The organism is Variovorax sp. VNK109, assembly GCF_049445855.1.
Taxonomy (GTDB): domain Bacteria; phylum Pseudomonadota; class Gammaproteobacteria; order Burkholderiales; family Burkholderiaceae_C; genus JAGOCV01.
The window spans coordinates 1-12,803 of the sequence record NZ_JBMSDV010000009.1 but is presented as its reverse complement, the minus strand read 5'-3'; the positions used below and the strand labels follow the sequence as shown (position 1 = coordinate 12,803).

General features: G+C 61.7%; 13 protein-coding genes. 2 read left to right on the top strand and 11 right to left on the bottom strand.

The window, feature by feature from the left end; translation table 11 throughout:
- Nucleotides 1-2: 2 nt before the first annotated feature.
- The 7 genes from ACO2Q9_RS20440 to ACO2Q9_RS20410 are packed head-to-tail and all read right to left on the bottom strand — an operon-like array spanning nucleotide 3 to nucleotide 6,622.
- On the bottom strand, nucleotides 3-950 hold the full coding sequence (locus ACO2Q9_RS20440; RefSeq protein ID WP_125953034.1) for a PDR/VanB family oxidoreductase: 948 nt from the start codon (nucleotides 948-950) through the stop codon (nucleotides 3-5).
- Complete coding sequence (locus tag ACO2Q9_RS20435; RefSeq protein ID WP_144196073.1) at nucleotides 950-2,215, bottom strand: Rieske 2Fe-2S domain-containing protein; 1,266 nt, start codon at nucleotides 2,213-2,215, stop codon at nucleotides 950-952. The genes ACO2Q9_RS20440 and ACO2Q9_RS20435 overlap by 1 nt, the downstream gene beginning before the upstream one ends.
- The gene (locus ACO2Q9_RS20430) at nucleotides 2,212-3,144 is read right to left on the bottom strand and encodes a branched-chain amino acid ABC transporter permease (RefSeq protein WP_125953036.1); all 933 of its coding nucleotides are present in this window, start codon (nucleotides 3,142-3,144) and stop codon (nucleotides 2,212-2,214) included. The genes ACO2Q9_RS20435 and ACO2Q9_RS20430 overlap by 4 nt, the downstream gene beginning before the upstream one ends.
- Nucleotides 3,141-3,980 carry a branched-chain amino acid ABC transporter permease gene (locus ACO2Q9_RS20425; RefSeq protein ID WP_164546977.1) on the bottom strand — a complete coding sequence of 280 codons (840 nt, stop codon included), beginning with the start codon at nucleotides 3,978-3,980 and terminating at the stop codon, nucleotides 3,141-3,143. The genes ACO2Q9_RS20430 and ACO2Q9_RS20425 overlap by 4 nt, the downstream gene beginning before the upstream one ends.
- 2 nt (nucleotides 3,981-3,982) lie before the next feature.
- Nucleotides 3,983-4,666 carry an ABC transporter ATP-binding protein gene (locus tag ACO2Q9_RS20420; protein ID WP_164546978.1) on the bottom strand — a complete coding sequence of 228 codons (684 nt, stop codon included), beginning with the start codon at nucleotides 4,664-4,666 and terminating at the stop codon, nucleotides 3,983-3,985.
- A complete protein-coding gene (locus ACO2Q9_RS20415; protein ID WP_171022436.1) occupies nucleotides 4,659-5,408 on the bottom strand; it encodes an ABC transporter ATP-binding protein in 750 nt (249 codons plus the stop codon). Before ACO2Q9_RS20415 ends, ACO2Q9_RS20420 begins: the two co-directional genes overlap by 8 nt.
- A gap of 14 nt (nucleotides 5,409-5,422) precedes the next feature.
- Nucleotides 5,423-6,622, bottom strand: coding sequence for an ABC transporter substrate-binding protein (locus tag ACO2Q9_RS20410; RefSeq protein WP_423314166.1), 1,200 nt, complete (start codon nucleotides 6,620-6,622; stop codon nucleotides 5,423-5,425).
- Between the two features lie 254 nt (nucleotides 6,623-6,876).
- On the opposite strand from ACO2Q9_RS20410, the gene ACO2Q9_RS20405 reads away from it, so the two are divergent.
- On the top strand, nucleotides 6,877-7,458 hold the full coding sequence (locus ACO2Q9_RS20405) for a TetR family transcriptional regulator (RefSeq protein ID WP_164546980.1): 582 nt from the start codon (nucleotides 6,877-6,879) through the stop codon (nucleotides 7,456-7,458).
- 63 nt (nucleotides 7,459-7,521) lie between these two features.
- Nucleotides 7,522-7,983 carry a MarR family winged helix-turn-helix transcriptional regulator gene (locus ACO2Q9_RS20400; RefSeq protein WP_423314164.1) on the top strand — a complete coding sequence of 154 codons (462 nt, stop codon included), beginning with the start codon at nucleotides 7,522-7,524 and terminating at the stop codon, nucleotides 7,981-7,983.
- Between the two features lie 4 nt (nucleotides 7,984-7,987).
- On the opposite strand, the gene ACO2Q9_RS20395 is transcribed toward ACO2Q9_RS20400, so the two are convergent.
- From ACO2Q9_RS20395 to ACO2Q9_RS20380, 4 genes are all read right to left on the bottom strand, one after another.
- Nucleotides 7,988-9,022 (bottom strand): Bug family tripartite tricarboxylate transporter substrate binding protein, encoded by a 1,035-nt coding sequence (locus tag ACO2Q9_RS20395; protein ID WP_125953042.1) that lies wholly within the window; start codon nucleotides 9,020-9,022, stop codon nucleotides 7,988-7,990.
- A 70-nt stretch (nucleotides 9,023-9,092) separates the two neighbouring features.
- Nucleotides 9,093-10,370: a Rieske 2Fe-2S domain-containing protein gene (locus tag ACO2Q9_RS20390; protein ID WP_125953043.1), complete on the bottom strand. Its 1,278-nt coding sequence runs from the start codon at nucleotides 10,368-10,370 to the stop codon at nucleotides 9,093-9,095.
- A gap of 125 nt (nucleotides 10,371-10,495) precedes the next feature.
- Nucleotides 10,496-11,272 carry an IclR family transcriptional regulator domain-containing protein gene (locus ACO2Q9_RS20385; RefSeq protein ID WP_125953044.1) on the bottom strand — a complete coding sequence of 259 codons (777 nt, stop codon included), beginning with the start codon at nucleotides 11,270-11,272 and terminating at the stop codon, nucleotides 10,496-10,498.
- A 261-nt stretch (nucleotides 11,273-11,533) separates the two neighbouring features.
- Nucleotides 11,534-12,292 (bottom strand): IclR family transcriptional regulator, encoded by a 759-nt coding sequence (locus ACO2Q9_RS20380; RefSeq protein ID WP_164546981.1) that lies wholly within the window; start codon nucleotides 12,290-12,292, stop codon nucleotides 11,534-11,536.
- Between the last annotated feature and the right edge of the window lie 511 nt (nucleotides 12,293-12,803).

Below are 12,803 nucleotides of genomic sequence, written 5' to 3'. Positions count from 1 at the left end.
GTTCAGAGGTCCAGAGTCAAGCGGTCGTCGCGAGCCCGTGAAACGCAGACCATCATGGTGTCACCCCGCTCCTTCTCCGCCTCGGACAGAATGGAATCCCGGTGGTCGATTCGGCCGGCGCATACCCGCGTTTCACAAGAGCCGCACACCCCTTGCCGGCACGAGGTCGGTACGAATACCCCGCGCGCGTCGAGCACATCGGCGATGCTTTGGCCCGGACCGATCTCGAGCGTAACGCCGCTTCTGGCCAGCACCACAGAGAATCGTCTGTTCTCACCTTGAAGAGCCGCAGGTGCAGCTGAGAAGCGTTCGAAATGCGGCGCCGGGCGCCCTAGCCGTTCACTTTCCGCTTGGACGGCGGCAATGAGTCCCTCGGGCCCACAGCAGTACACCTCCGCGGCGGCCGCTGTCTCCGCGAGGAGCTTGCCCACGGGAAGTCGGCAAGCTTCGTCCGCCGGGAACACACGGACTCGGCCGGCGCGATCTTCGAGCTCGTCCATGAACGCCATACCGGCGCGGCTCCTTCCGCAGTAGGCAAGCTGCCAAGGCGTACCTATGGAGTCCGCAGCTTCGATCATGGCCCGGATAGGCGTGATGCCGATACCGCCAGCGACGAACAGGTAGCCCGGAGCGGGTTGAAGCGGGAAGTGATTGCGCGGAAGACCGACACGGACGCGGTCACCGGGCCGCAGTGCACGATGAACGTGGCGTGAAACGCCTCGCCCCTCTGGCCGATGCAGCACGGCAACTTGCCACCTTCGGGCCCCGAGCGGACCGCACAGCGAGTACTGCGCAGTACCAATACCTTCGAAGACCAGGTCCACGTGCGCGCCTGCGCTCCACGGCGGTAGATCACCGCCGTCCGGGTGTTCGAGTGTGAGGGACAGGATCCCATCCGCCAGGCGCTCCATCGCGCGGACCCGCAGGTCGATTCCAGCTTCGACTGGCATCAAGCAGCCTTCTCGGTGGCGCCTCGCTCGGATCGAGCAGCATCAAGGCTCTCGTGTTCAAGCAGTTGTCGGTACTCGTCCTCCGAGACGATCGTCTCGGCTACTTCGACGTGGATCACCCCGTCCGGAGGTGGCGTGCGGAAGACACCGCGCGGGTCATCTCCCCGGGCAACAGCGTCGATACACTCCTTGATGATGCGGCGGAGCTTGATTACGCCACGGTCGGACGTCGCCAGATGCTCATGTTCCCGGGGCTGAATCACACCTTGACTGGACTGAATCTGCGTATCTTGTCGAAGGATCACCGTCGCGCCGCGCGCTCCTCCCTTGGCATAGTCGGGATACGCATCTGCGCCCGGCCTGATGTATTCCGCGTAGGGCACGGGGCGCGGCATGTCGTAGAGCGCCGGGTCAGCGTCGTACTTGAATTGCGTGGGACGACCGTCGTCGTCGAAAGGGGCGAACAGCACTTCCCACTCGACGGTGTTCAAGTCGTCCATCGGTACCACCCACACATGGCGCAGTGTCGATGGCTGGTTGAATGCTGATTCGTCAGGATCGGGGATCGGCACTTTCATGCCGTTGGGCGCGATGAAGTGCACTTCGCGGACGTAGCGGGTCTCGTCGCGCGGGCCGCGCCGGACGGCAACCGCGATTGAGCCGATGGCAGAGTCGAAGTAGTGGCACTCTGGCGTTTCCTGCCAAGGCTGCATCTGCTTGTGCAACCAAGTGGTGTGGGCCGGATCCTGGTGGTTATCCACCAGCTGCAGCCAGTTCGAAGGAACAAAGCGCGCAAACGCCGCGCGGCGCGTGCCGTCCTCCCGCACCAACACATCCCAACGCGGCAGCTCAGGCGCCGGCGAAGGGCCCAAATACGCGAACACCAAGCCGCCGAGCTCCTGCACCGGGTAATTCACTTGCTGGATGCGTTCCTTGAAACGGCTGTCCGCCGGCTCACAGGGCTGCTGCAAACATGCGCCGCTCACCGAAAACAGCCAGCCGTGGTACGGGCAGCGAAGCCCTTCTGCTTCCACGTACCCAGTGGCGAGGTTGGCGCCCCGGTGCGGGCAGCGGGAGTCGAGCAGGCCGCACTGCCCGTCAGGCTTGCGGAACAGGACCAGCTCCTCGCCCAGAATCTTCACAAGCTTGGGCGTGTCCTTCAGGTCGGCAGACACCCCGACAGGGTGCCAATAGCGGCGCAGCATGCGACCTGCGGGAGTGTGGGCTCCGACTCGCGTCAGCTCGTAGTTGTCTTCCGATTTCATTCTGAACCTCCAGGAGTGCGTCGAATGGAGGCCGGCATCAGGGACACAAGGCCCTTTGGCGCCCACAGGACAATTGCGATAAAGACGAGCCCCAACAGCAGCGGATACCACGTCGTGGCACTCAGGAGCTGTTTGAGCGTCATGAATGCGGCCGCGCCAACAATCGGCCCGAAGAGGGTCTGCACGCCGCCGAGGAGCACCCAGATCACCACCTCGGTCGAGAGTGCGGGTCCGACGAGTTCGGCAGACAGCGTGCGTGTGAGAAGCACGTAGAGCATGCCCGCCGTGCCCGCGATGAAAGCGGACACGAGCGTTACGAGCAACTTGGCGGAGTCAACGTTGTAGCCGAGAGCTTGCACGCGTTGCTCGTTCCCTTTGATCGCAAGCAGCAGGTGACCGACGCTGGAGCGAACCAGCATTCTGGCCAACAGGTACATGGTGAGCGTGACCACGGCGACGATGGCGTAGGCCTCGCGTGGCGAGAGCGCGCTGAAAGATTTCACCCGTGGGATCGATAAGCCGTCTTCGCCTCCGGTCACGCCGGTGACCGTGAGCGCCAACGTGAACAGCGCGAACGAGGCCAGGAGCGTCACGATGATGTAGCCAGTGCCACCTGTACGAAGCGCAAAATAGCCGATCACCGCCGCCGCCACCAATACCGCTGCGTAGCCAGCAAACAGAGCGAGCGCGAAGCTGTCTTGCCGCACCAGCATGATGCCGAGCGCATATGCAGGCAAGCCGAAGAAGACCGCGTGCCCGAAACTCGGGAGGCCCGTGTAGCCCAGAAGCAAATCAAGCGACACGGCGAAAAGCGCCCAGACCAGCAGCTCGGTGGCGATGAAGAGCCCGTAGTCACGCAGTACGAAGGGCACGACGACCAGCACCGACAATGCAAGTACCCGCATGAGATCGCGCACTCCCGTCTTCATCGGCTCGCTCCCGCGCGGCGCACGACCACGATGACAATCAGGGTGACGAGGGTGATCAGAGATGCAACCGACGGCCTCAACGCGAGCGAAAGCATCGCCTGCATCACCCCGGCGAGAAGGCTTGCCAACAATGTGCCACGCACGTTGCCCATACCGCCGACCACCACGACAACGAAGGCCATGATCAAGATCTCCAGACCCATCGTTGGATAGGCGCTTGTGACTGGCAGCATGAAGGCGCCCGCCGCGCCTGCAAGCCCCGCGCTAACTAGGCAGACAAGGAAGTACACGCGCGCCGTCGAAACGCCAACCACCGTGGCGGCCTCCTCGTTGCTTGCAACAGCTCGGATCAGCAGGCCCTGACGCGAGTACGCAAGAAAGAGGTACAGGCCCAAGATCAAAGACAGCCCCAGACACATGACAAGGAAGCGATAGGCGCCGCCGAGAAAGGGCAACGTTCCTTCGACTGGCAAATCGACTAGTTTGAAATCAATACCAAATACGTGCTGCGCGACCTCACGCAGTACATAGCCGAATCCCAACGTCAGCAACGCCCATCGCAAGGGCCCGCTGCCCAGCATTCGGCGAAAGAACATCATCAGCACCGCGCTGCCCAATAGGGCTGTGCACACGGTCGCAAGCGGCACTGCGAGCCAGAAATTCCCCAGCCATGCATTGAATGCCCAGCAAAGGTACGCCCCCGTCATGTAGAACTCGCCGTGTGCGAGGTTGACGATGTGCAGGATGCCGAAGACCAAGCTAAGACCCAGAGCCGTGAGAGCGATGGTGGTGCCGACCAGTAGGCCGTTCGTGAGCTGGATGGTGAAGGACTCCAAAGTCAGACTCCCAGGTAGCGCTCGGCCTCTTCGGCGCCAAGCGAATCCACGGTGGCCTCTATGCGGCCGTTGTTCATAAGCGCGACGCGAGTGGCTACCGCGCGCACAAGCGCCAGGTTCTGTTCCACAACAACGACAGCCGCACCGTCCCTCGCGATGGTGGCGATCAGGTGACCGATCTCATCGACCGCTTTAGGCATCAGGCCTTCCGTCGGCTCATCGATCAAGTAGATACTTGGGGTCAACAGCATGATCCGCGCGAACGCAAGCAGCTTTCGCTCACCTCCACTCAGCGATCCGGCCACTTGGCGGCGGCGCTCGGCGAGCCGCGGGAAGCGCTGATACGCGCCGTCAACTGCTGCCGTCGACAGCCGGTTGGCCACCAGCGGGAGCATTAGGTTCTGCTCCACGGTCAACTCAGGGCATACCTCGCGCTGCTGTGACACGTACCCAATTCCCAGTCGGCAGGCCGATACCGGAGACATTGGGCCGGCCACATGTCCTCGCACCGACACGGTTCCGCCAAACACATCCACCAACCCAAGGATGGCCTTGAGCGATGTGGTCTTCCCAACCCCATTTCGGCCCACCAAGCCAAGCACCTCGCCGGGGCCAACCGACAGGCTGAAATCGTGAACCACGCGGGCGCGGCCATACCCTGCCTGCAGGCGAGAGACATCAAGCATGGACGGCCTCGCGGTGCAGATAGGCCTCGCGCACCAAGGCATTACTGCGGATCTCGGCCGGCGTTCCCTCGGCGAGGATGCGGCCGTTGTGCAACACCGTCACACGATCAGCGAGGGCCATCACCATGTCTATGTCGTGCTCAACAAAGACGACGGCCCGTTCTTGTGCCAGCGCACGAATCAAATCGGCAAGCTCGGCGCGCTCATGGGCGGCCAAGCCAGCCATTGGTTCGTCCAGCAGCAGCAGCCTGCTGGAGTTGGCGAGCGCCAATGCGATTTCCAGCCGCTTCTGTATGCCATGGGCGAGCACCGTGGTCTCATGCCGTTCCCATTCCACCAAACCGTGCTTCGCGAGCAGCTCGCGTGCCGCGGCGCGAATCTCCTTCCGCGCGCTTGGTCGAATCCAGTCGAGAACCGGGCGGTCCCGCTGTATAGCAAGCTCGGCGGCGTCGCCGCAGGTCAATCCCGCAAACAACTTCACTACCTGGTAAGACCTCCCGATCCCCATGCGGGCGCGTTGGTGCACTGGTGTATGGGTGACCTCCTCGCCGTCGAACCACACCGAACCTGCCGTTGGCCGGGCGGCGCCCGCCAGCAGATTCATTAGCGTGCTTTTACCCGCCCCATTGGGGCCGATCAGCGCATGGACGCCCTCCCGCTGTACGCACAGGTCCACGCCTGAGAGTGCCTGAAACGTGCCGAAGCGCTGTTCCAGCGCTCTGGTCTCAAGCAAGCTGGTCAACGGCACGATTCTGCTCACTTGATCTTTGCAACGTCTGCGGCCGGAATCATGTGGACCACCGACTCCTTGCCGCCCTTCACGGTCCCGATGTACAGCGGTACGATCGCCTGGCGGTCCTGCTTGCGCATGCTGAGCGCGCCACCTGGGAACTGCGCACTCGCGGGGACGTCGAGGGTCTCCATCGCTGCGATCAGCTTCTCGCTGTCTGCCCGATTTCGGAAGCCGGACTTCTCGATCGCCTTGAGCAGCGCGTTTGTGGCGACATACGCTTCAAACGCGTTCAGCCCGACCGGCTCGCCGCCGGCCACCGCGCCATAGGCTTTTTGGAAGGCCAGGTTGGCCGGTGTATCGAGTGGGCCGCTCGCTTCCCGCGGATAGGAGCCGATATATGCCAAGCCTTCGGTGGCCTCGGGCAGCTTGGGGAAAGCCTCGGGAATGATCAGTGACTGCATCCCGGCGAGCCTTAGCTTCTTTCCAAGTCCCTGCGACAGCGCCTCCTGCAGAGCCAGCGTGGCATCGCGGCCAGCGAAGACAAAATACACACCGTCTGCGTTTCGATCTACCTTGCTGACATATGCCGCCATATCGGTCGCGCCGAACGGCACCCCCACGGAACCCACGACTTCTGCCCCCGCCTCCTTGAACGCCTTGAGGCCGGATTGTCCGTAGGCAGTGTCCGAGTACATCACGTACCAGCGTTTGCCCACGTTTTTCGTCAACCATGAAACGAAGGCAACGTTGCGCATTTTGTTGCTCGGCGTGGTGCGAAAGGAATAGCGGTTAGTGCGTCCGGCGTCACCAAAGTCGTCCACCCAGCAGCCACTCGCGACGATGTATGGGAGCTTTTCCTCGCCCGCAAATTGCTGTAGGGCCAAGCATTCCGCGCTGGAAAGCCCGCCCATTAGGACATCGACCTTCTCGCGCGACTCAAGCTCCCGCGCATAGCGCACGGCATCGGCCACCTTTGCTGCGGAGTCACGTTCGACGACTCTGAAGCTCACTCCCTTGAGCGCCGGGTTCGACTTCGCACCGTCGAGCGCGAGATCCATACCCTTGCGGGCCGCCTTCCCCAATGCCGCAAAGGGACCGGTCTGCGGGTTCACGAAACCGATCGTGATGATCTGTTCCGCGTGTGCCGGCGCTGTCACGAATGCTGCAACGCCCAAGAGCAATTGGAGTGAGAACCTAGCGAGGAACTGGAATGGGCGGGCCATGAGCGATCTCCTGAAAGGACGAATATTGGTAGTCGTCTCTAACAATAATATTTCGGGCCGATCGACCCACATACTAGTAGATACCCTCGGTTTTAACGCCTCTATGGGCCGTCTTATGTGGTTATTCACTTACACTGCAATAAACAGGAGGACCCTTGGCTAAGAGTCAACGAGCGACCCCGTCTCGCCCGGCAGCCGATGCGCTTGGGCAGCGTGCAGTGGGCCGTCCGCCCAACGGAACTCGCGAGGCAATCGTGGACGCCGCTGTCCAGGAGTTCGCGCAGGAAGGTCTCGGCGGTGCTCGCATTGAGCGCATCAGTAAACGGGCGGAGACCAGCGATCGCATGCTGTACTACCACTTCGACAGCAAAGAAAGTCTCTATTTGGCCGCCCTGGAAAAAGTTCATGACGACATGCTCTTGGCCGAGGGGCGGATCAACCTGAAGCAGCTCGACCCGAGAGAGGGTCTTAAGCGGCTGATCGCCTTTATCTGGCGCTACTTCCAGGAACACCCGGAATTCATCAGCCTTGTGAACGCAGAGAACATGTACGGAGCGCGCCACGTGAAGCAGTCCGAGCGCATTAGGCAGAGTGCAGTCCCGCAACTGAAGATCGTCGAAGACTTGCTGGCGCGAGGCGTGGCCGAAGGGCATTTCCGCCGCGACGTGACGGTAATGGAACTGCACCTCACCATTGTCTCGCTCTGCTATTACTACCTGTCCAACGCAGCGACGATGTCCAACTTCTTGGATTTCGACATGAAGCAGCAAGACGCGCGCGATGCCTGGCTGACGCATATAACCCGTGTCGTATCGGATTTTCTTGTGCAAAGATAAGCGCCGACCTTGCAGTGGGTCGATAGTGGATTCCGGGCCTTGTTCGATACGTACAATCCATGCATGTCCAAGGCTGCTCGTGTCTCTCTTGAAAACCGGATCTCCTATCGATGCCTTTCGATTGCCGCCCGGATTACCCGCCATCTTTCGCCTGCGTGGAAGGCGGAATTCGGCCTGACCGTGATCAGTTGGCGAGTCATGGCGGTCATTGGCCGGTTCGCGCCTGTCTCGGCCAAGCAGGTCGCAGCGCGCACAAGCACGGACGCATTCTTCGTGGCCCGCGCCATTGATAAGTTGGTCGAGCAAGGTTATGTGCAGAAGGACGTGGACCACGAAGACAGGAGGCGCTTGCGACTCAGCCTTACACCCTCAGGAAAAAAGGTTCACCGGCAGGTGGAGGACATGATCAATGCTGTGGAAGCAGAGCTCTTGGCCGGGATACCCTCAGACGAATCAGCGATCTTCTTTCGCGTGATGTCGGTGCTGGAGGATCGGGCCGGAGCTCTGGCATCCATACCGTCATGATTTCTCAGTTGCCCAGCGTGATGCCTGCCTTCTGAATCACGGAACCCCAGCGCTTGAACTCCGACTTCAGGTAGGAGTCGAACTGCTCGGGACTTGATCCGCGGCTTTCTACGCCCAGCTCAGTGAGCTTCTCCTGCACATCGCGTTGCGCGAGCACGTGACGCATTTCTTCCGACAGCTTTCTGCGGAATTCAAGCTTTGTTCCTGCCGGAGCGAGAACTGCAAACCAGGGTCCTGAAACGATCTCCGGGTAGCCTGCCTCGGCAAATGTCGGAACTTCCGGCAATACCGAACTTCGCTTGGCGGACGCCACTGCAATCGGCCGCAGCTGACCTGAACGGATTCGCGGCAACAGATTGATGGTGTCCGCGATCATCATCCCCACCCGCCCGGCAAGAACGTCCGTAAGAGCCGGTGGAAAGCCCTGGTACGCGACGTGCGTCAGGTTGATTCCGGTTTGCTGGTTGATTAGCTCGCCGGTAACATGGCCGGTCGTTCCGACGCCTTGGGTACCGAAGGTCATCTTGTCCGGATTCGCTTTGGCGAATCCGCGCAGCTCCGAGAAGTTGGCGACGGGAAACGCCTGGTTCGTGACCAACACGTTCGGCGCCTCGGCCACCACCGTTACGGGCGCGAAAGCGGCTTCCGCGTTGTACGGGAGCCGCTTCATGAGGAATGGATTGAGGACCAATGGCCCCTGTGCGGTGAACAAGAACGTGTATCCGTCAGCGGGAGCCCTTGCGACAAAATCGGCACCGACCGTGCCTCCGGCGCCCGTGCGGTTTTCGACCACGATCGACTGCCCTAGTCTCGTTTCGAGATGCCGCCCCATCAAGCGCGCGAGAACATCGATGGAGCCACCCGCTGCGAAGGGCACGACAAAGCGAATGGGCTTCGAGGGCCAGACGTCCTTGCCTTGGGCTTGGGCGTCCATGGCGCCGCAGGTTGCCATCAATACGGCCGCGATGCTGATGATCGTTCCGAACTTCGTAATCACTTTCACTGTAATGTCCTTCAGGGTTGGATTGATCTGTCCCACTCACCGCCGGCGAGTCGCCCGACACCATGCTCGTCTGAGACGCAGGGGTCAGAGTGCTCGCTGAAGGGCGTCAGGCAGACGGTACGGTGGCCGGGTGACTGCCCGCCTGTTCCGCGGTCACGTCCTTCGGGAGCAGCATGGCCACGGCCCTGCGTCTGTAGAGGTCGCCACGGGCAGCCGCCACGGGAACGATTCCTTCACTGGCGAACTTCTTTGCCGACTCGATCAGACGACGCCTGCATCTGACGATTGCGGTGTCCGAGGTACCGAGGTGCTCTTTCGTGCGATCAGCGATAGCGCCCTGACTCTCCTGCACGGCGAGGTCCTGCAGCTGCGCGCTCGGAATACCGGTAAATGAGCCACTCCTCTGCAGGGTTCGGTCCATCAGGTAGTCATTCGCACGGTTGCCCTCCGGGATGTAGGTTCCCGGCAGCAGCTTCGCGTAGTCAAGTGTTCCGTGCCTGTACTCGGCAAGTTCCTCGCTGCTGAGAGGACGACCGGCGTGGTATCGCACGCGATACCACCAGCAGTTCTCGTCGTCGATGGGAATGAACAGATTTGCCCTGCAGACCAGGTCGTCTCCGGTGGGTACCAGGACGCTCGTGGGCATCAGCCACTGCGTGATGCGCCAATAGTAGGCGTCCGGTGATCCCTCGCGGCGTGCCGAGATTCTCATTCCGTACTCGGTGTCTTCGCAAAAGAACCTGGGCGCACCGTCTGCATCGCCGAATTCCTGCAGCTCGCCCACCCCGAACACATCCTTTTCCATCGGCCCGATCGACCGGTGGAGAAAGGTCAAATGGGCCGTATCGATGCTGCCTTCCAGTGCCTGCTGGTAGTTGCATTTCATCAGACACTTGGAGGCATACACGTTCGCTGCGGGCAGGCCCATGAACTCCATCTGTGGAAGGGGAGGAATCGATTCCACGGGCCCGAGATATGCCCAGACGATCCCACCAGCCTCATGCACTGAGTAGGCCTTGGCTCGGACGTTCGGGTTGCATCGCATCGGGCTTTCGGAGGGCTCGCTGGGCATGTCCAGCACCTCCCCCGTCACGCTGAATTTCCAGCCGTGGTAGACGCATCGGAGTCCCCCCTCCTCATTTCGTCCGAAGTAGAGGTCGGCCAGACGATGCGGGCAGTGTGAGTCCAGCAGCCCCACCCGCCCGGCCGAATCACGGAAGGCCACAAAGTCCTCTCCCATCAAACGCACACGCACGGGGGGGCAATCGGGTCCGGACAGTTCTTCGGACAGAAGAGCCGGTTGCCAAAAGTGTCGGAAGAGCCCTCCCATGGCGGTACCAGGGCCGACGCGGGTGAGGATCTGATTGTTCTCGGAAGTCAACATGCTCTATCTCCGTCGAGTAATACTAGCGATTCGCTATTATTAATGCGACGAACAGGAGCTGTCAACGCCAGCGAGCGAAAATATGCGCCGCGTGGCGCATGGTTTCACTTGCCACCGGGCTAGTACTAAGAGCAGGCTCCGAACAGGCTACGCTGCAGCGTGTCACGAGCTTGCATGAGCACGGGAAGCAGGGTGCGCGTGAACTCGGTCATGGACATCCGCTCTGCCCCGACCGATATGCTCAGCCCGGCGATGAACTTGCCGTCCTGGCCGCATACAGGCACAGCAATGGATCGAACGCCCAGTTCGAGTTCCCCATCGGCACCCGTCCAGCCGTCGCGGCGGCACCGATCAACTTTCTCAAGCACTGCGGCAAGTTCGTAGATCGTCTTTGGCGTCAGAGGCCCGCGCCGCATGTCGCCTATTCGCCGTGCGGCCTCGGTCTGCGGAAGGTTTGCCAAGGCCACGCGCCCGAGGGAGGAACAGTAGGCGGGCAAGCGAGAACCTATCCCCAGGCCCGTGGAGAGGCTGCGGCGCGCAGTGGAGCGCGCGATGATGATCACGTCATCATCCTGCAGCTTGCCCAAGGACGCCGACTGCCGCGTGCGCTCCGAGAGCGCATCGAGCAGCGGTTGGGCCAACTGGGGGGTGGGGCGGGATGCGAGGTAGGCATGCGCCACCAGCAAAACCCGGGGCCCCAGCCAGAACCGCCGCCCATCACTCTCCAAAAAGTCCAAAGCGTGCAGCGTAAGCAGTGAACGACGAGCGGATGCTGGCGAGCTTCCAGTCAACCGCGCCACCTCGGACAAAGTGAGCTTGGCGTTCTGTCTGTTGAAGCAGGTCAGCACGTCCAATCCCTTCTCCAGGGATGCCACGAAATCTTTGCTCTGTCTGAAGGCCATGCGCCAATTATTGTGCGAGGAGTAAGTAGCTGCTACCCGGCTTCACCGTCGAACCCAATCAGGGAGACGGGAGACGCACGGGCGCTCTCTCTCAGAATTCACGGCCGCACAGTCGCCGCCGTTCGGCATCTCGTCGCGGACCTGGCATGCCACAGGTTTAGTGCGGCGGTTCACCCGCGGTGGTGTTCCCCGTGGGCAGGGCGGCTAGCGCCACAGTGCTTCGTCAGCGACGTGTTCGTACCTGGTCCGGCAGCCACTTACTCATTCGGAAGCCGCACGCTGGGTCATCTGGGCGAAGTTTTCGCATGCGTGCGTCAGGGCCGTCACGAGTGCCTGCCTTTCGCGGTGCATGATCGCGGTGCTGCTGCCGATGCACAGGGCGAGCAGCGGCTGGCGAGGAATGACCGGGAGCGCCGCGGCGATCGAGCAGTGCCCGGGCGACGGAAACTCGTGCGACTCGGCCCACCCCCGCGCCTCGGAGACGCGTATCTGCTCCAGCAACGATTGCGGGTGCACGCGGTTCCTCGAGACCGGATCGACCGCATTGGCATGCCGCGCGATGCGCAGGATCATTGCGTCGCTTTCACGTGAGAGGAGGACTTTCCCCATCGACGACAGACACACGGCCGCGAGGGTGCCGGTGCGAACCGGCAGGGCGTCAGCCCTCGTGCCGCGCAGCGCGATGATGGAGCGCACGTGGATGCCTTGACGCAGTCCGACCATCACGGTCTGGCCGGTCGAGCGCCGCAGTGCGTCCAGGGCCGAGACCAGGCTGCCCTCGCCGAAAAGCTCGTCCTGGATCCAGCTCCCAAGTAGCATCACGCGCACAGTGGGCCGGAAGGTGCGGTCGTCCGCGTCGTAGGTCAGGTACCCGAGCGTCTCAAGGGAACTCAGAAGCATCGACGTGCTCGATTGCGGAAAGGCGAGCTGACGACTCACTTCGGCAACGGTGGCGGGATCGCGGGTGGCGGCGAAGTATTCGAGCACCTCCAGCACGCGCTGGGCTGATTTGACCGTCACAAGCACACCCTCCTTCACTGCAAAGCATCACATTCATGATTACATGGGCCGCGCCGCGGCACCTACGATCCGTTCGTGAAGGCCGACAACAAAAAAGGGGATATTCGATGCTCTTGAACTGCCATCGACCCGCGCACCGGATGGCGCCAACTGACGAGAACCATATGGCGGAAATCACATGCTTGATGGCGCTGCAACCTGCACCCCGCCTATGCTGGCCAGCATGAAACGTAGGCATTTCTTGAGCGCCGGTGCCGCCAGCATGGTGGGCGTCGGAGCATGGGCCGACGCCCAGCCGCCCATTCGCCTCCTCGCGGGATTCCAGGCAGGTGGCTCCACGGACATGCTGGCACGGATCGTCGCGGCCGCGCTGCAGGACGTTCTAGGGGTCTCCTCGTTTTCAGTGCAATAAGTGACGGTACGCAAAGCTAGCACTGGCGCGGGGGTGGTCTGGGTAGACCGTTGATTTCATTGACTTTCCTGTTCGCTTTGTAAACGGGTATGGTGGCCT

Bases quoted from the DNA above. Each gene is read 5' to 3' on its own strand.
- ACO2Q9_RS20385 (WP_125953044.1), bottom strand. From the start codon at position 11,272: ATGGCCTTCAGACAGAGCAAAGATTTCGTGGCATCCCTGGAGAAGGGA.
- ACO2Q9_RS20400 (WP_423314164.1), top strand. From the start codon at position 7,522: ATGTCCAAGGCTGCTCGTGTCTCTCTTGAAAACCGGATCTCCTATCGA.
- ACO2Q9_RS20410 (WP_423314166.1), bottom strand. From the start codon at position 6,622: ATGGCCCGCCCATTCCAGTTCCTCGCTAGGTTCTCACTCCAATTGCTC.
- ACO2Q9_RS20390 (WP_125953043.1), bottom strand. From the start codon at position 10,370: ATGTTGACTTCCGAGAACAATCAGATCCTCACCCGCGTCGGCCCTGGT.
- ACO2Q9_RS20440 (WP_125953034.1), bottom strand. From the start codon at position 950: ATGCCAGTCGAAGCTGGAATCGACCTGCGGGTCCGCGCGATGGAGCGC.
- ACO2Q9_RS20435 (WP_144196073.1), bottom strand. From the start codon at position 2,215: ATGAAATCGGAAGACAACTACGAGCTGACGCGAGTCGGAGCCCACACT.
- ACO2Q9_RS20430 (WP_125953036.1), bottom strand. From the start codon at position 3,144: ATGAAGACGGGAGTGCGCGATCTCATGCGGGTACTTGCATTGTCGGTG.
- ACO2Q9_RS20420 (WP_164546978.1), bottom strand. From the start codon at position 4,666: ATGCTTGATGTCTCTCGCCTGCAGGCAGGGTATGGCCGCGCCCGCGTG.